Origin of the sequence: Lysinibacillus capsici, assembly GCF_020217405.1 — a bacterium.
Classification (GTDB): domain Bacteria; phylum Bacillota; class Bacilli; order Bacillales_A; family Planococcaceae; genus Lysinibacillus; species Lysinibacillus capsici.
The window spans coordinates 841,086-858,938 of the sequence record NZ_CP084108.1 but is presented as its reverse complement, the minus strand read 5'-3'; the positions used below and the strand labels follow the sequence as shown (position 1 = coordinate 858,938).

Here is a 17,853-nt window from a genome sequence, read left to right as displayed (position 1 = left end):
AAGGTGTCTGACTCCTTGGATATTCAATCATTCAAATCTTTACTAGAAATTCGAGCTTTGCAAACACTTGGATCAAGCGAAAGTTCACCCACAGACAATGAGTCTATTTTTTCTGACATGATTAACGAATTATTAGGAGAAACTTCGACAGCAAGTAATGCTAAATTATCAAGCTTGCTTGCTACAGGAACAGCAAATAATTCAAATTTCGTCAATGCATTGGCTACTTTGGAGCAAAGTCCATTAGAGTCATTACTTTACAAAGGCTCTAATGCGGTGTTTATACCTGAATCAGTCAAACAAGCTTTAGCAAACACATATACTACTAACAAACTTGATTCCTATGTTTCAGACGATGTAATAGGCTCTACAGCATATGCCAATTCACTAGCAGGATCAAATGAGTATACTGCCATTATTGAAAAAGCGGCCGCTACTTATCAGATACCCGCGAAGCTTATCGCAGCAGTTATTAAACAAGAATCTAATTTTAATCCAACTGTAGTAAGCCATGCGGGGGCGCAAGGTTTAATGCAACTCATGCCCAAAACAGCACAATATTTGGGTGTGACTAACGCTTTTGATCCAGAGCAGAATATTATGGCTGGTGCAAAATATTTGCGTCAAATGCTCGATAAGTTTAATAATGACCCTACACTAGCATTAGCAGCTTATAATGCTGGCGCATCTCGTGTTACAAAATATGGAGGGATCCCTCCTTTCAAAGAAACACAGAATTATGTCAAAAAAGTGATGAATTACTTTACAGTGTAATCGCATCTTTCCTGTTATTTATGTCATTTCCAACAAATTTCACCCATAGTGGTGAAATTTGTGCTTTTGTAGCGAACAGCAATTCGAAAGAGCTCTTTGTTTGTGTTAACGAAAAGACGTTGATAGAATGAAGGTAGTCACAAGAATTTCACAATTTGATGAGGATGAAGTATACAATATGGTACTTTACGATATAAAGAATTAAAGGAGCATATAACTTATGAGTCGAAAATACACTGTTCCTTATGAGGAGCTGGGAGCTGAAAAACTGTCAGAACTCATTCATGCGTTCTATAAAAGAGTTGCTCAGCATCCTGATCTTATTCCAATCTTTCCAAAGGATTTAACAGAAACAGCCCGTAAACAAATTCAATTTCAAACACAGTATTTAGGGGGACCAAATCTTTTTACTGAGGAGCATGGTCATCCGATGATGCGTGCGCGTCACATGAATTTTCCTATTACACCTGACCGCGCTCAAGCTTGGCTAGAGTGTATGTCAGAAGCAATGGATGAGGTAGGTTTGGAAGGGAAGTTCCGTGAAACTTATTATCAACGTTTAGTATTAACAGCTCATCACATGGTTAATACGCCAAATGACGATGAGGGGGAATTGTTACGTGAATAATATTCAAATGTTGCAAGAGCCAACGCCAACGATTTCTACTGCAAACAAGCCAATTGAATTGTATATTTTCGTAGATCCACTTTGCCCAGAAGCTTTCAGTATGCAAGCAACTCTTCGTAAATTACAGCTTGAATACAACCATTACTTCACATGGCGCTTTGTTTTAAGTACAGAACTTACCTCTTTAAATTGCTTAAGTAAACGTGTCAAAGGCTGTATTTCAGGAATCGAACTTGATATTAATCATCCTGTTTTACCTTCTATCGCTATTAAAGCAGCTGAATTGCAGGGGAAACGTGCAGGTGCGCGTTATTTATCGAAACTACAAGAATACGTATTATTAAGTCATCAAGATGTAAACTCCTATGCAACGCTTTTAAAAATAGCTGAGGATGTTCAACTCGATATGAATGAGTTTACTGTTGACTTTGGTTCAAAAGAGGCAGCACGTGCTTTCCAATGCGATTTATATATTAAACGCGAAATGGAAGTAGATGAAGTACCAAGTATCGTATTTTTCAATGAATGTATCGAAGATGAGGGACTAAAAGTTAGTGGTAGCTATTCCTATGAAGTTTATGAACATATTTTACAAGAAATGCTGAACGAACAGCTTGTCCGTCAGCCTTTACCATCAATAGAGGACTTATTTTCTAAATTCCATACTCTTTCTACAAATGAAATAGCTTTTATCTATTCATTAACAGAGCAAGCAGCAGAGCGTGAACTAAAGAAACGTATGCTGCAACAAAAGATCGAACGAATCCAGACTACTCACGCTACGTTATGGCGTCTTAAATAATAAAATAAAAGGGACTCCAATCATCATGATGGAGTCCCTTTTTCAAGATAACGCAAAATACAAAGAAGCGCCTCTATCCTCGACCGATAGAGACGCTTCTTTTTCACAAAGGGGATGGGAGAAATGTTCACGTTCAAACAAAGGGGTGTATGTTTGTTTTGTGATTTATTTCACAAGAATTACTCTATCATGGAATAATATATTTAGCAATGAAACCAATACTAGATTCACAAATTTGTCAAATAGAAAGCGATTACAAACAGTATTTTTCCAAGATGTACACTTTTAAACTATTTAGAAATCAAAAAAAAACATTATTCTTTCCTTTCAATTTATGGTGTTTATAAAAAGAATTGGGCTATAGGAACATTCCTATAGCCCATTTAATTAGTTATTTAACAATAATTTTTCCAATTCATTTAAACGTTCTTCAAATACTTTACATGCATCTTCAATTGGCTTAGCTTCGTTCATATCAACGCCTGCTGCCTTTAATACCTCAATAGGGAAATCAGAGCATCCCGCTTTTAAGAAGTTATTAATATAACGTTCTACAGCTGGTGCACCCTCCTCTAATATTTGTTTACTTAATGCTGTAGCGGCTGATTTACCAGTCGCATACTGATAAACATAGTAATTATAGTAGAAGTGTGGAATACGAGCCCATTCTAAGCCGATTTCCTCATCTACCACCATATCATCACCGAAGTACTTTTTGTTTAATTCATAGTAAACTTCTGTTAAACGATCTGCTGTCAAGGATTCACCGTTCTTATCCATCTGATGAATAAGATGTTCGAACTCCGCAAACATTGTTTGTCTAAATACAGTACTTCTGAAGCCATCTAGCCAATGGTTTAATAAGTATATTTTTTGTTGTGGATCATCAATTGTTTTCAGTAAATAGTCATTTAATAACTCTTCATTGCAAGTAGAAGCAACCTCTGCCACAAAAATAGAATAGTCTCCATAAACAAATGGCTGGTTGTTGCGTGAATAATAACTATGAACACTATGGCCAAATTCATGTGCTAATGTAAATAGATTGTTCACATTGTCCTGCCAATTCATTAAAATATACGGATTTGTACCATAGGCGCCTGAAGAATAGGCTCCACTACGCTTCCCTTTATTTTCTAAAACATCGACCCAACGGTTATCCAGTCCGTTTTGAACGATGCTTTGATATTCTTCCCCTAACGGAGCTAAAGCTTTTACTAAAATATCTTTCGCTTCATCATAAGAGACTTTCATTTCCACCTCTTTAACTAGTGGCGCAAATAAATCCCACATATGCAATTCGTCTACACCCAATAATTTCTTTCGCAACGAAATATAACGTTGCATAGCTGGTAAGTGCTTATGAATTGTTTCCACCAGCTGATCATAAACATTCTCAGGAATGAAGTTATTAGACATGGCAGCGTGGCGTGCAGATTCATAATGACGAATTCGAGCACTTACATTATGCTTCTTCACATTACCAGTTAGTGTAGCCGAAAACGTATTTTTAAACTTGCCATATGTTTCGTACATAGCTTTAAATGCGCCTTCACGTACAGAGCGATCCTTGCTCTCTAAAAACTTGATATAATTACCATGCGTAAGTTGTACTTCTTCTCCCTCTTCATTTTTCACATGAGGGAATACCATATCGGCATTGTTTAACATGCTGAATGTATTCGAAGCCGTACCTGTCACCTCAGACATTTGCGCTAGCAATGCCTCCTGTTCGGCTGGTAATACATGTGGACGTGCCATTGTAATTTCTTTTAAAGATTGTTTATATAGTTGTAGGTCTTGATTTTCTGTTAAGTAGCGTTCAATCGTTTCTTCACTTAATGTCAGAATTTCTGGCGTTAAATAGGAAAGGCCAGCTGAGATACTCGTTGCCAATGTTTGAATACGGCTGTTCATATCTTGATAAAAGCCATTTGTCGTATCTTGATCATAGCGCATATGAGCATATGTGTAGAGCTTCATTGCACGTTCATATATATGATCATGATACTGCAAAGCTGCTAATAATGCCTCTGCCCCGTTATTTAAAGTACCTGCATAGCTAGGTGCTTGTTTAGCATGCTCTGCAACCTCCTTCAATTCCTCTTCCCAAGCTTCATCTGTTGCAAAGATGTCTTCTAAGCGCCATGTTAATTCTTCTGGTACTTCTTTTCTAACCAAAACCTGATTACTGTTACTAGCCATATATGCCAGCCCCCTTTATATGTGCTTTTTTCCTTTTACTCTCATATTTTCTCAGTATATTGTGGCAATTGCAAATAAATGTACATAGACTTGCTCACAATTATCTAGTAAACCATCCTCATGTTGCATACGCTTAAGAAGATACCCATAATTTTGAATAGCTCTTAGTGCTTGTTCGGTTACTTCTAGCTGATACTTGCATAAAAAGTTTTCCATCTGCCCTTTTGTTAATTCAAATGGAAGACGTCCTAATTGTTTACTAAAATAAAACAGCAGTATTTGCCATTCGCTCGTAAACAAAGGGATAGCTGCGCCTTCTTTCACTGGAATTCCAATGTATGGTGGCAGAGCAGTAAGAGACAGATTTAATTCATAGCAATTACGTAAAAATGGATCTTGTGCCCCCTTCTTGCTATGTATAAGACGACTATACGCAAATTGCCTACAAGCCTGTTTATAGAGCTGCCAATAGCGTTGAAATTCTTCTTGGGTAATACGTTGAGGTCTATAAAATGGGAAATATTGTTGATCGATCGAAATTTTCTGTACTTTACCTATGAAAGTATGCCCGTGAACATGAAGAAGATTCGTCCAATAAACAAACTGGGCAGTCACCGCATTGTACGTCAGTAAATATGGTAAATCCGTTGTCGTTATAAACGCTTTTTGCAGCAATGGAGAGATTCTAATTTTTCTGATGCCATTGACGGCTTCTTTACTTTGGGGAGTTTGAAAAAGCCAAATTGCTTGTATATCGTTTCTTTCATAGCCCATTGTTCGTTGGTGCCATTTTTCATGAGAGATTGTACTACATTGAAATTCAACTGCAAACTGCTCCTTATCGCGTGTAACAAGCAAATCTGGGCGCTGAGAAAGCTCCTTTAAATATGGTTCTAGTTCCACCTGATGTCCATGCTTTTGGAGCCACTCATATAATTGCACTTTACCTTGTAAATGTAATTTAGATTCACCTTCTGCGAATAGCTGTGAACATTGATTTTTTGTGAAGTGAGCAAAGTGGGGAATATTATAGTTACCTATTTTCAATTGAACTTGTTCTAAACATTGAGGACAATAAAATTTCATGTGCTGCCTATATCGCTGTAAAGCTTTCCTCGTATATTGATAGGGGATAAATAGTTGCTGTTGATTGTTATAGGCAATCAGCATAGTATCAGCTCCTTTTTAGTCAACTATAATAGAATGGATTTTCACAAACAAAAATAAAGCAGTTTTTTCTTGAAATTTTAAAAATGCGCTCTTATTTAGAACTCTGCGATGTTGAAAACATAAAAAAGGACTGTAGCGAAACTCGATTCATTTACGAGTTTCACTACAGTCTAAAATAATTAGTGTTTCATTGCCTATGCAAAGTATTTTCGAACTGTTTCAAAGCAATTGAATTCCATAATTTTTTCACCGTACTCCTCTAGACGATGAATTGTAAAATTGGATGGTGTTAAAAATTCCTTGATAACTGCATTTCTATCATGACGATTTAAATCCTCATCTGCGTTTCCAAAATCAACAACTAGATAGTACCAATTTTCATATTTGAATAATGAGGAATCCACTAATTCGTCTGTCATTCGTTTTGCGACAGGGATTAACTCATCAATATCTTTAAATTTATAAACATAAATGTCTGTATCCATAAATAATTCTGACTCATCCATGTCACCAAATTGAGTTAGTTGGCTAAGAAGATCCTCTCCAACTTCATCGAATGGTGCAAACATATCTTTGTGTTCATCAAAATTCGAATGACCATCTAATGTTTCACCGTCTTTTAAAATATGTGCACGTGTGACAATGATTTCTAAGCCTACTTCAGATGCATTGATATGAATCCAAATCGGACCCTCTACATCAAAATAATCCTCCGTGTTTACTTCATCAATCATATCCCAAAAAAGTTGTTCACCCTTTGCTCGATTGTACCAAATTTCTTCACGACTATAGCCGCGATCCTCTATATCATTGTACGTAATAAAGAGCTTGAGTGTATTTTCATTTACACGTTCGATGTCCACTAGACCTCATCTCCCTTCACTGTCATATGTCGAAAAACAGTTTGTTTCATTAGTATGCTTTTATTCTTTGTTTTTAACCTTCATACTGCATTTGTTTTTCAACCTTTGACCACACTACAGTAAAACCATCGAGTAACCGCAAACATGAATTTTTGTGTTCACAGTTGTCTCTAACTCTATTGTATGCTGTTCTGTCATAAAATGAAAAGGATATACACCGTTTCACAGAAGATATTTGAATTATTGAAATTGTAGTAAACTATTTAACTTAAATCAAGTTTAACATACTTTTACGGAAATATATGACTTTTCCCTATTAATTATTATACTTCATTATAGAAGGTTTTACAGAAGTAAAACATAAAAAAAGATGTCACAACATGTATTCCACATCTGTAACATCTATTACATATATTATTCAGAATAGAAAGGTTTAATTCACCATTCGTTGCGCTTCTTGTAACTGATATGCTCGAACTTTTCGAGGTAAAAAACGACGAATTTCATCTTCATTGTAGCCAACCTGCAGACGTTTTTCATCTAAAATGATTGGTCTACGTAGTAAGCCCGGATATTCCTGAATTAACTCATATAAACGTTGTAATGGTAAGCTTTCAACGTCCACATTTAATTTTTGGAATATTTTAGAACGAGTGGAAATAATTTCATCAGTTCCGTCTTCCGTCATACGTAAAATTTTTTTTATTTCACTTATGCTAAGCGGTTCAGAAAATATATTACGTTCTGTATATGGAATTTCGTGCTCCTCTAACCACGCTTTCGCTTTACGACAAGAGGTACAACTTGGTGATGTAAATAGGGTTACGATCATTCTGACACATCCTTTCATTTCTAAATCATTATCTATAAACCAGAACCAATGTGTTAAATTAGAATTAATGTAATGTAAAATACACAGTACCATTATACAGTACTCCGCTGTATTTGAATATAGTTCCAATAAAAAAAATCTGAACCTATCCATAAATATTCTGTCTATTTATACAGCTTTCAAATATGGTGTATTTTCTTCAAACTTATGTGCTACTACTACCATTCCCATTTTTAAAGCATTTTAAACATCTAAACAGATAGCTCAGTTGTTCTCATTTAAGAAAAATAATCGAGAAAATTGTCAATCCCACGTGTACATCTAAACAATTTTTTAATAAAAAATTATAAATTTATAACAAAATTACATAACAAAAAAAGCATATAATTTTTTCTAGAAAAAAAACACCGTCAAAAGTCTGACTTTACACAAAGGAATCTTTATAATATAATTCTTTGCAATCAAATCAATTTGAACAATTTAAATTGAGAAAAACGCTGACGAAGAGTAGTACATATGCTAATTCACGTATAGAGAGTCTGTGGTTGCTGTAAACAGATCGTGGATGCATGTGGAATGGACTTCCGAGTTAGCTTTGTGAACGCTACTTGAAGCTATTAGCAAAGCTCGTCCCTTCACGTTACGAAGCTGAGTGGCCTTTTTAGGCAAGCTGGGTGGTACCGCGGATTCAAACATCATTCGTCCCTTCATTAGAAAAAATCTAATGAGGACGCATGATGTTTTTTTGTCTTCATCGCCAAATGGAAAGGTGAAAACAACGCTGTGACACAAGTTACAGAAATTGATTTCGAGGAGGAATTTTTAATGACAACTATTTTTTCTGGCGTACAGCCTACAGGTATCGTAACATTAGGGAACTATTTAGGAGCATTCAAGCAGTTCCCGGCACTACAAGATGAAGGAAACGCTATTTATTGTATCGTTGATCAACATGCCATCACTGTTGCACAAGATCCGAAAGAATTACGAGAAAGTATTCGAAAGCTTGCTGCTACCTATATTGCTACTGGCATTGACCCTAAAAAATCGACCTTATTTATTCAATCAGAGGTGCCAGCGCATGCTCAGGCAGGATGGATGTTACAATGTGTTGCGTCTATCGGTGAGCTAGAACGTATGACACAATTTAAAGATAAATCACATGGTAAGGAAAGCGTATCTGCTGCTCTTTTAACATATCCACCGCTAATGGCCGCGGACATACTACTTTATAACACAAATATAGTCCCTGTCGGTGATGATCAGAAGCAGCATATTGAGCTAACTCGTGACCTTGCAGAACGCTTTAACAAACGCTTTGGCGATGTTTTAACAATTCCAGAAATTCAATTACCTAAAGCAGGCGCACGCATTAAATCCTTACAAGAGCCAACAAAGAAAATGAGTAAATCAGATCCAAATACGAAAGCGACAATCCGCTTATTAGATACTGCGAAAGACATTGAGAAAAAAATTAAATCAGCTGTAACTGACTCTGACGGCATCGTTGCATTTGATGTGGAAAATAAACCAGGTGTTTCAAATTTATTGACAATCGAATCAGCTATTTCAGGGGTAGCCGTTGAAGATTTAGTCAAAAAATATGAGGGAATTGGTTATGGTGGATTCAAGCAGGGTGTAGCAACAGCAGTAATTGAACACTTAATACCGATTCAAGAAAAATTCTATCATCTTGTAGAATCATCAGAGTTAGATGTCATTCTAGATGAAGGTGCTGAAAAGGCGAATGCGATTGCTAGTGCTACATTAAAACGTATGGAAGATGCTATGGGTCTTGGGCGCGCACGTCGCTAAACTTACGGCTTGTCTGAGGATCGATCAAAGCCCAAATCAAGCACAACTGCGCAGATGATGATACAGGCTCCTACCGCCATATAAAATTCTGTTGTTTGAAAAATAAATTTGAAAACAACCTTCCATGAATAACCTAGTGTGCGGTAATTTAAATACAATATGAGATTCCCTAAAGAGAGGATCATTAAGCCATAACTTACTAAAAATAAAAAGAGACGAAACATAGTAATGGCATCCTTTCTATTTCTTCTTACTTATCATTTATTCACAAAACTATAAAAAAAGACGTCAGCCATTTAAATTTGGCTGACGTTTCAGACTGTAGACAAACTCAATGAATTTTGAGTTTGCCCACAGTCTTTTTTCTTTTACAATAAAATAAAGTAAAGCCGTTGATTTCCACTACGGGCGGACGCTTTCCGCGGGCGGGGTCGAGCTGCTTCCCTCGCTTCGCTCAGTCCAGGATCTCGACTTTCCCGCTTTTCCCGCAGGAGTCGCCACCCTTCGTTCCAATCAACTTCTACATAAAGAATTCCTTATTCATCTATTGATAAAAAGTACACTTTCGAGGTGATCAACCATGATGACGAAAAATCAAATCAATGAACGTGAACAATTAGAAATGTTAACGATTGATCAATTAGTTCCCCAAGATCATTTAGTACGAAAACTAGAGGCGGCTATTGATTTTTCATTTATCTATCCTTTAGTAGAAAACCTCTACTCTGCTAAAGGACGCCCTAGTATTGATCCTGTTGTTCTCTTTAAAATGACGTTTATTCAGTACGTTTTTGGTATACGGTCCATGCGTCAAACCATCAAAGAAATTGAAACGAATATGGCGTATCGTTGGTTTTTAGGATTTGGCTTCCATACAGAAGTTCCGCATTTCTCTACCTTTGGTAAAAATTATGTCCGTCGCTTTCAAGACACTGATCTATTTGAGCAGATATTCTATCGTATATTAAAAGAGATTATGCATCAAGGACTCCTCCATGCAGACCATTTATTTATCGATTCTACGCATGTGAAAGCGAGTGCGAATAAACGAAAGTATGATAAAAAAGTTGTGCGAAAAGAAACACGGGCTTATGAAGAGAAACTTCAATTAGAGTTAAATATTGATCGTGAGGAACACGGAAAAAAGCCCTTTTCCCCGGAGAAATTTGAAAAAGAAGAATGGAAAGAAATAAAGGAAAGCACGACAGATCCTGAAAGTGGCTATTACGTGAAGGATGAACGTACGAAACAGTTTGCGTATTCTTTTCATGCAGCGACAGATGAAAAGGGCTTTGTCTTGGGTGCCATTGTGACTCCGGGAAATGTGCACGATAGTCATGTATTACAGCCACTTGTGGAAAGAGTCATTAAAAACGTTCAAAAACCATTAGCTGTTGCGGCAGATGCAGCCTATAAAACACCCGCAATTACAAACTTTTTATTAGAGAATCAAATGTTGCCTGTTCTTCCTTATACACGTCCTAAAACGAAAGATGGTTTCTTCCGAAAGCATGAGTATATATATGATGAGCACTATAATTGTTATCTTTGTCCACAAGGACAGATATTGAAGTATACGACAACGACTAAAGAAGGGTATCGTCAATATAAATCGAATCCTTTGATTTGTGCGAAGTGTCCGAGCCTATCCCAATGTACAGAAAGTAAGCAACATCAAAAACTCATTCAACGTCATATTTGGGAATCATATGTAGAGGAAGCAGAACATTTACGTCATTCCAATGAAATCAAACAAATCTATGCAAAGCGCAAAGAAACGATTGAGCGTGTCTTTGCAGATGCAAAGGAAAAGCATGGTATGCGATGGACAACCTTAAGAGGTATAAAAAAATTGTCCATGCAGGCGATGCTTACTTTTGCTGCCATGAATTTAAAGAAACTGGCTACTTGGACGTGGCAAGTAGCTTAAGAGAGCAACTATGCTCGAAGCGTATGTTGGATTTGGCAATGTATGACCAAATATCAAGACGACATAGGAAGAAAAATGACAAAAGCCCTCGAGAGTGAACTTGAACTGCCCCGTAAAAGTTAGACATCAATCTAACTTTTACGGGGGTTTTTTTATGGCAAAAGTAAATGTTGAACAACGTATTCAAGCAGTTCAACGATATTTAAATGGAAATGAAACTTTGATCGAAATTGCGAAAGATATCGGTGTGACAGCTCAGATTGTCAGTGAATGGGTTCGCCGTTATCAAAAAAATGGCGTAGAGACTTTCTTAAAGTCCTATACAAACTATTCAGCTGACTATAAAATGAATGTACTTAATTATATGAACGAGACAGGTACATCTTCGAGAGACACAGCTGCACTATTCAATATTTCATCTCCTGGCATGATTCGGAATTGGAAGTTGAAGTTTGAAGTTGGTGGTTATGATGCCCTTGTTTCTAAGAAAAAGGGGCATCCATCTATGAAAAAAGAGACAAAAAGAACAACGAAATCAACACCAGCTGAAGGATCTGTTGAGGCGTTAGAAGCACGAATTAAACAATTAGAAATGGAGAATGCGTACTTAAAAAAGTTGAATACTTTAGTTCAAATGCAAGAAAAATTACCAATCAAATCAAAGCGCAAGTAATTTATGAACTAAAGGAAATCTATGAAGTAGTGGAATTAATCAAAGTCGCTGATATTCCACGTAGTACGTATTATTACTGGGAAAAGCGTTTGAATCGTCATGATAAATACGCTGATGTGAAAGTCGCAATTCAGTCCATTTATCATGAACATAAGGGACGTTATGGTTATCGTCGGATCACCAAAGAACTAAAAAAATTTGGTATTCATCACGATCCAAAAACGATTAACTGCTTGATGAATGCCATTGGCATAAAGTGTGAAGTCCGCATGAAGAAATATCGTTCGTATAAAGGTAACGTCGGAAAAATTGCCCCAAACATATTACAACGCGATTTTACAGCGGAAAAAATGAACGAGAAATGGGTAACAGACGTGACAGAGTTCCATCTATTTGGTGAGAAACGCTATTTATCACCCGTCCTTGATCTATGTAATGGCGAAATCATTGCATACACGGTAATGAAGCGTCCAGTGTATAAACTAGTCCATAATATGTTAGAACAAGCATTGGAGCGCCTCGAATCAAGTGATCAAGTCATTCTTCATTCAGATCAAGGTTGGCATTATCAAATGAAAAAGTATCAACAAACATTAAAGCAACATGGAATTACGCAGAGTATGTCCCGTAAGGGTAATTGTTTGGACAACGCAGTCATCGAAAATTTCTTTGGCTTATTAAAATCTGAACTCCTGTATCTACAAGAATTTGAATCCATGGCACATTTTGAACAGGAACTCAACGACTATATTTACTACTACAATCACAAACGAATGAAAGAAAAATTAAAAGACCTAAGCCCGGTGGAGTACCGAACTCAGGTCTTAGCAGTTGCTTAACTAAATATGTCTAACTTTTTTGGGTCAGTTCAACTTCGCGAGGGCTTTTGTCTACAGTCTGAGACGTCAGCCATTTAAATTTGGCTGACGTTTTTTTATGTTTATCTATTATGCTTCATATTTTTTGAATAGGAGACTTGCATTATGACCACCAAAACCAAGAGAATTACTCATTGCATATTGAATATTTGCTTCTCTTGCTTCGTTTGGAACATAATCTAAATCACATTCAGGATCAGGATCTTTTAAATTGATTGTAGGTGGTAAAACCCCTTCTTTAAGGGCTAATGCTGTGAAAATAGCTTCCACACCACCTGCTGCTCCTAATAAGTGACCCGTCATAGATTTTGTTGAGCTCATTGCAAGGTTATAGGCATGATCACCAAAAGCAGTTTTCACAGCTTGTGTTTCGAATAAATCGTTATATGGCGTACTTGTACCATGGGCATTAATATAATCAACTTGTGATGGCTCTACGCCACCATCTGTTAACGCTTGCGTCATCGCACGTGCTGCACCTTCACCCTCTGGAGCTGGAGCTGTAATGTGATGCGCATCCCCTGTTGCACCATAACCTAAGACTTCAGCATAGATTTTGGCACCCCGAGCTTTTGCATGTTCATATTCTTCTAAAATGACAATACCCGCTCCTTCTCCGATAATAAAGCCATCACGGTTTTTATCGAATGGGCGACATGCTGCTTGTGGATCTTGATTTAATGATAGTGCTGTATTGGCACAAAAACCTGCAACCGCCATTGTTACGATTGGTGATTCAGCACCACCAGAAATCATAACATCCGCATCCCCACGCTCAATTACTTTAAAGGCATCACCAATAGAGTTTGTGCCTGAAGCACATGCCGTTACAGAACAAGAATTAATCCCCTTTGCACCAAAGTGAATAGAGACTTGGCCCGATGCCATATCAGGAATCATCATTGGGATAAAGAAAGGACTAACACGTCTTGCGCCACGCTCTTGGAATGTTAAAAATTGTTGTTCATATGTTTCCATTCCACCGATACCAGAACCAATCCATACACCTGCACGTGGAGCTAGCTCTTCATCAATTGTTAGCTGTGCATCTTCCATTGCCATAATAGAAGCCGCTAATGCGTATTGTGTGAAGCGATCCATTTTACGTGCTTCTTTACGATCAATGTATTTTTCAATATCAAAGTCCTTTACTTCTGCGGCGATTTTTGCGGCAAAAAGATCTTTATTTAAACGTGTCAGCTCACCAATGCCAGATTTACCAGCTTTAATGTTTGCCCATGTTTCTTCGATGCTATTTCCTAGTGGTGTAACTGCGCCAATTCCTGTAATTACTACTCGTCTTTTACTCATTGTCTTACTCCCCTCAAGCATTTTTCCTACTTATTTTCCCCATCTCATGGCTACGGCACCCCATGTTAAGCCGCCACCAAAACCTACAAGGACTAATAAATCATCCTCTTTAATCTTACCTGCTTCGAGCTCATCTACCAAGGAAATACCAATAGATGCTGCTGAAGTATTTCCATATTTATGAATCGTTTTTGACATTTTTTCTGGTGGTAGCTCTAACCGCTCACGTGCAGATTCCATAATACGTATATTTGCCTGATGTGGCACTAGGAAATCAACATCTTCTTTTGTTAAACTAGCTTTCTCTAATACATTAACAGCCGATTCACCCATTTGTCGAACAGCAAATTTAAACACTTCACGACCATTCATCGCAATTGTATCTTGCTTCGTTAAATAAAGATTCTTTCCACCTGTACCATCTGCACCAAGTTCAAAGGATAGAATACCTCTACCTTCAGAGACTTGCCCAATGATAGCTGCACTGGCACCATCGCCAAATAATACAGCTGTATTGCGATCTTCCCAATCAACGACTTTCGACAGCTTTTCAACACCTACTACTAAGACATATTTATAAGCATTTGCCTCAACAAAGTGCTTTGCTGTCACTAAACTATATATAAATCCTGCACATGCTGCTGCTTGATCCATTGCTGCAGCATTTACTGCTCCGATTTGTTCCTGAATCATACAAGCTACACTTGGAAAAGTTTGATCCTGTGTGACAGTTGCTACAAGAATTAAACCAATTTCCTCAGGCGTAATACCCGCATTTGCAATAGCTTCTTTTGCAGCAGCTACTGCCAAATCTGAAGTTTCCTGATCATCTGCCGCAAAATGACGTTCTTCAATGCCTGTTCGAGTACGAATCCATTCATCAGAAGTATCCATGATTTTTTCCAAATCAAAATTTGTAACGACCTTCTCAGGAACATATTTGCCTATTCCTATAATACCAGCGTTCATATAGCAACCCCTCAGCTTTCTTACTATCAATTATTAGTAACTGGTCATAATTATAACGCATATAAAAGGAATGACGCAAGATGATTTAAAATTTATGCGGCTGAGGGTAGTGTTCTTTGAATATAGAAGTGAAGAATTTTATGGATTGAGGTTATTCTGTTTAGAGCTTTATCTATCGTACATTGTTGAGTTTGTTCATTATTTTTCAAAGCACCTTGCATCATGTATGAGCGGTGTTCTTCCCTTTTGGAGCACTTTTCATTCGCTTAGGAGCGCATTCCCCTATTTCACAGCTGTTCCTAAATACTTTACATTACCAAACATAAAATACTAAATCTCATATTTGTTGTGACAAAATCGCCATGTTTCACATAAATGGTTCATTTTTTTTTGATTTATGTTATGATATGATAATGAATATGAGTAAAACCTTATGATGAAAAAAGTTCGGTTGAGGTGAAATTAATGCAATATATCGTAACGTTCATATGGTCATTCCTACTAGTTTCTATGTTAAACTACGTAGTCAGCTCTGTACTTGGTGTACCATTTGATTTCAAAACTGGGGCAATCGTTTCTGTTGTATTCTCCATCCTTATCTTTATTATTGGAGCAATCATTCCAAACGACCCTACACCAGAAGCTGCAGACCATCATTAATTCAGCTAGAAAAAACCTGTTCAGCTTCATGCCGAACAGGTTTTTTCTGTTATTTTTCCACAACACATTGACCCTCATGCATTTTCACATGCAACGTCTCCCCTGGTAAAACTTCTCCGCGTAAGAGTTCTCTAGCAACGGCTGTTTCGATATGTCGCTGTACAAAGCGTTTTAGTGGTCTTGCTCCAAATTGGGCATCTGCACCTTGCTCTACTACCCAATCAATAACTTCTTGCTCGACAGATAAAGTAATTTCTTGCTCTGCGACACGTTTAATTAATTGCTCCACATACTTCCAGGCAATCGCAGTAAAATGTTTAGTAGATAATGCATGGAAGAAGATGATGTCATCCATTCTGTTTAATAGCTCAGGTTTAAAATGTTGTCGTAGGGCTGACATGACTAAGTCCTCCACAGCGGCATCATTTTCCTTTGCCTCCATTAAATAACTAGAGCCGATATTCGAAGTTAAAATGACTACTGTGTTTGTAAAATTCACTATTCGTCCCTGACTATCTGTAATGCGCCCATCATCTAAAATTTGCAATAGAATGTTCGCCACATCAGGATGAGCTTTTTCAATCTCATCTAGTAGCACCACCGAATAAGGATTTCGGCGAACTGCTTCCGTTAGTTGTCCACCTTCCTCATAGCCCACATAGCCTGGAGGAGCCCCAACAAGTCGAGACACACTATGTTTCTCCATGTATTCACTCATATCAATCCGAATAAAGTGATCTTCTGAATCAAATAACTGTGCAGCAAGTGCCTTGGCAAGTTCTGTTTTACCTACACCAGTTGGACCTAAAAATAAAAAGCTACCAATAGGTCGGTGTGGATCTTTGATACCTGCACGTGCACGCCATACAGCTTCTGTCACTAATTGAACTGCTGTATCTTGTCCAACTACACGTTCATGTAATGTATCCTTTAAACGTAATAGTTTTTCACGCTCACCCTCTACTAATTTTGTTACAGGGATTCCTGTCCAACGTGAAACAATTGCTGCGATTTCATCTGCTGTTACCTCTTCACGTAAGATACGAGATTCTGCACCGTTCTCTAATTCCTTTTCAAGGACCTGAATGTCTTTTTCAAGTGTCGGAATTTTACCATGACGTAATTCAGCAGCTTTATTTAAATCATATTTACTTTCTGCCTCATCTAGATCACGACGATATTTATCCAATGTTTCACGTTTTTTCTGAATATCGTGTAGCTTTTCTTTTTCGGCCTCCCATTGTTGACGCATGCCCTCAGAGGATTCTTTTAACTTTGTTAATTCTTCACGTAATTGCTCCAAACGTTTTTTACTTGCCTCGTCCTTTTCCTTACGCAATGCCTGTTCCTCAATTTCAAGCTGCATAATACGACGTGTGACTGCGTCTAGTTCCTGTGGCATTGAATCAATTTCTGTACGAATCATTGCACAAGCCTCATCAATTAAATCAATGGCCTTATCAGGTAAAAATCGTTCTGTAATATAGCGGTTGGATAGTTCTGCTGCCGCAACAATTGCTCTGTCATGAATACGTACGGCGTGATGTAATTCAAAGCGTTCTTTTAAACCACGTAAAATGGATACTGTATCCTCTATAGATGGCTCACGCACTAGTACTTGCTGGAATCGACGTTCTAAGGCAGGATCCTTTTCAATGTACATACGATATTCGTCTAATGTAGTAGCACCAATACAGTGTAATTCACCACGTGCTAGCATAGGTTTTAGCATATTTCCTGCATCCATAGCGCCATCTGTTTTCCCTGCACCTACGATCGTATGAATTTCATCAATAAATAGAATGATTTGTCCTTCTGATTCTTTTACTTCTTTTAGCACACCTTTTAAGCGTTCTTCAAATTGTCCACGATAACTTGCACCAGCGATTAACGCACTCATATCTAATTCATATAATACGCATTCTTTCAAGCCTTCTGGTACATCACCTTTTACAATACGCTGTGCTAAACCTTCCACAATCGCCGTTTTACCAACTCCTGGTTCACCGATTAATACAGGATTATTTTTCGTTTTACGTGTTAAAATACGAATTACATTTCGAATTTCTTCATCACGCCCAATCACAGGGTCCATCTTGCCATTTTTTACTTCTTCAATTAAATTGCGGCCAAATTGTTCTAATGGTTTTTTATTGTCTGTTTGTTGAAATTGCATAGCTAGCACTCCTTTATTTTCATATTTCTCATTATTTATATACCCACTCTTGTTTATATGAAAAAAGTTTGACCTTTTTTGACTAACTTTATTTTACATCACTCGACAATGCTTAGCAAAGAAATCGCCCTAAAAATTTTTCACTTATTATGGAAGTTTACGTTATA

15 protein-coding genes and 1 other annotated feature are annotated in these 17,853 nt (G+C 37.3%); of the genes, 7 read left to right on the top strand and 8 right to left on the bottom strand.

Translation table 11 applies throughout. The features are described from left to right. The first annotated feature begins 15 nt into the window (after positions 1–15). From LCP48_RS04010 to LCP48_RS04000, 3 genes are all read left to right on the top strand, one after another. Entirely contained in the window at positions 16–774 is a 759-nt protein-coding gene (locus tag LCP48_RS04010; protein ID WP_009374145.1) for a lytic transglycosylase domain-containing protein, read from the top strand. A gap of 220 nt (positions 775–994) precedes the next feature. Continuing rightward, on the top strand, positions 995–1,402 hold the full coding sequence (locus LCP48_RS04005; protein WP_004227447.1) for a globin domain-containing protein: 408 nt from the start codon (positions 995–997) through the stop codon (positions 1,400–1,402). Then, positions 1,395–2,204, top strand: coding sequence for a DsbA family protein (locus tag LCP48_RS04000; RefSeq protein ID WP_004227450.1), 810 nt, complete (start codon positions 1,395–1,397; stop codon positions 2,202–2,204). The genes LCP48_RS04005 and LCP48_RS04000 overlap by 8 nt, the downstream gene beginning before the upstream one ends. A gap of 387 nt (positions 2,205–2,591) precedes the next feature. On the opposite strand, the gene pepF is transcribed toward LCP48_RS04000, so the two are convergent. The 4 genes from pepF to spxA form a co-directional block, all read right to left on the bottom strand. Continuing rightward, positions 2,592–4,409, bottom strand: coding sequence for an oligoendopeptidase F (gene pepF / locus LCP48_RS03995; protein WP_004227452.1), 1,818 nt, complete (start codon positions 4,407–4,409; stop codon positions 2,592–2,594). Positions 4,410–4,460: 51 nt separating this feature from the next. Then, a complete protein-coding gene (locus LCP48_RS03990; protein ID WP_004227454.1) occupies positions 4,461–5,579 on the bottom strand; it encodes a competence protein CoiA in 1,119 nt (372 codons plus the stop codon). 194 nt (positions 5,580–5,773) lie between these two features. Then, a complete protein-coding gene (gene mecA / locus LCP48_RS03985) occupies positions 5,774–6,442 on the bottom strand; it encodes an adaptor protein MecA (protein ID WP_004227456.1) in 669 nt (222 codons plus the stop codon). Between the two features lie 433 nt (positions 6,443–6,875). Beyond that, entirely contained in the window at positions 6,876–7,271 is a 396-nt protein-coding gene (gene spxA, locus LCP48_RS03980) for a transcriptional regulator SpxA (RefSeq protein ID WP_025116803.1), read from the bottom strand. Positions 7,272–7,762: 491 nt separating this feature from the next. Beyond that, positions 7,763–7,984: a binding site (T-box leader), on the top strand. A 115-nt stretch (positions 7,985–8,099) separates the two neighbouring features. Between spxA and trpS the strand changes: the two genes are divergently transcribed. Next, positions 8,100–9,089, top strand: coding sequence for a tryptophan--tRNA ligase (gene trpS / locus LCP48_RS03975; RefSeq protein ID WP_004227460.1), 990 nt, complete (start codon positions 8,100–8,102; stop codon positions 9,087–9,089). Positions 9,090–9,091: 2 nt separating this feature from the next. Here the strand turns inward: trpS and LCP48_RS03970 are convergent, their stop codons facing one another. Beyond that, on the bottom strand, positions 9,092–9,313 hold the full coding sequence (locus LCP48_RS03970) for a YuzI family membrane protein (protein WP_004227464.1): 222 nt from the start codon (positions 9,311–9,313) through the stop codon (positions 9,092–9,094). A gap of 356 nt (positions 9,314–9,669) precedes the next feature. Between LCP48_RS03970 and LCP48_RS03965 the strand changes: the two genes are divergently transcribed. Together LCP48_RS03965 and LCP48_RS03960 are read left to right on the top strand one after the other, a co-directional pair. Further along, positions 9,670–11,019 carry an IS1182 family transposase gene (locus tag LCP48_RS03965; RefSeq protein ID WP_225340732.1) on the top strand — a complete coding sequence of 450 codons (1,350 nt, stop codon included), beginning with the start codon at positions 9,670–9,672 and terminating at the stop codon, positions 11,017–11,019. Between the two features lie 154 nt (positions 11,020–11,173). Next, positions 11,174–12,531, top strand: a protein-coding gene (locus tag LCP48_RS03960) for an IS3 family transposase (RefSeq protein ID WP_085986378.1) whose coding sequence is annotated in 2 segments (ribosomal slippage) — positions 11,174–11,627 and positions 11,627–12,531 — 1,359 coding nt in all. Because the reading frame shifts where the segments join, the coding sequence is not laid out codon by codon here. A 108-nt stretch (positions 12,532–12,639) separates the two neighbouring features. On the opposite strand, the gene fabF is transcribed toward LCP48_RS03960, so the two are convergent. Next, a complete protein-coding gene (gene fabF / locus LCP48_RS03955; RefSeq protein WP_004227466.1) occupies positions 12,640–13,881 on the bottom strand; it encodes a beta-ketoacyl-ACP synthase II in 1,242 nt (413 codons plus the stop codon). A 30-nt stretch (positions 13,882–13,911) separates the two neighbouring features. Beyond that, on the bottom strand, positions 13,912–14,850 hold the full coding sequence (locus LCP48_RS03950; protein WP_004227468.1) for a beta-ketoacyl-ACP synthase III: 939 nt from the start codon (positions 14,848–14,850) through the stop codon (positions 13,912–13,914). Between the two features lie 465 nt (positions 14,851–15,315). Here LCP48_RS03950 and LCP48_RS03945 point away from each other — a divergent pair, with 465 nt between their 5' ends. Next, positions 15,316–15,510 carry a YjzD family protein gene (locus tag LCP48_RS03945; protein WP_004227469.1) on the top strand — a complete coding sequence of 65 codons (195 nt, stop codon included), beginning with the start codon at positions 15,316–15,318 and terminating at the stop codon, positions 15,508–15,510. 49 nt (positions 15,511–15,559) lie between these two features. Here LCP48_RS03945 and LCP48_RS03940 read toward each other — a convergent pair whose 3' ends face one another. Further along, entirely contained in the window at positions 15,560–17,686 is a 2,127-nt protein-coding gene (locus tag LCP48_RS03940) for an ATP-dependent Clp protease ATP-binding subunit (protein WP_004227472.1), read from the bottom strand. Positions 17,687–17,853 lie beyond the last annotated feature (167 nt).

Coding starts and splice junctions, on each gene's coding strand:
- LCP48_RS04005 (WP_004227447.1), top strand. CDS start 995: ATGAGTCGAAAATACACTGTTCCTTATGAGGAGCTGGGAGCTGAAAAA.
- pepF (WP_004227452.1), bottom strand. CDS start 4,409: ATGGCTAGTAACAGTAATCAGGTTTTGGTTAGAAAAGAAGTACCAGAA.
- LCP48_RS03990 (WP_004227454.1), bottom strand. CDS start 5,579: ATGCTGATTGCCTATAACAATCAACAGCAACTATTTATCCCCTATCAA.
- trpS (WP_004227460.1), top strand. CDS start 8,100: ATGACAACTATTTTTTCTGGCGTACAGCCTACAGGTATCGTAACATTA.
- LCP48_RS03970 (WP_004227464.1), bottom strand. CDS start 9,313: ATGTTTCGTCTCTTTTTATTTTTAGTAAGTTATGGCTTAATGATCCTC.
- LCP48_RS03965 (WP_225340732.1), top strand. CDS start 9,670: ATGATGACGAAAAATCAAATCAATGAACGTGAACAATTAGAAATGTTA.
- fabF (WP_004227466.1), bottom strand. CDS start 13,881: ATGAGTAAAAGACGAGTAGTAATTACAGGAATTGGCGCAGTTACACCA.
- LCP48_RS03950 (WP_004227468.1), bottom strand. CDS start 14,850: ATGAACGCTGGTATTATAGGAATAGGCAAATATGTTCCTGAGAAGGTC.
- LCP48_RS03945 (WP_004227469.1), top strand. CDS start 15,316: ATGCAATATATCGTAACGTTCATATGGTCATTCCTACTAGTTTCTATG.
- LCP48_RS03940 (WP_004227472.1), bottom strand. CDS start 17,686: ATGCAATTTCAACAAACAGACAATAAAAAACCATTAGAACAATTTGGC.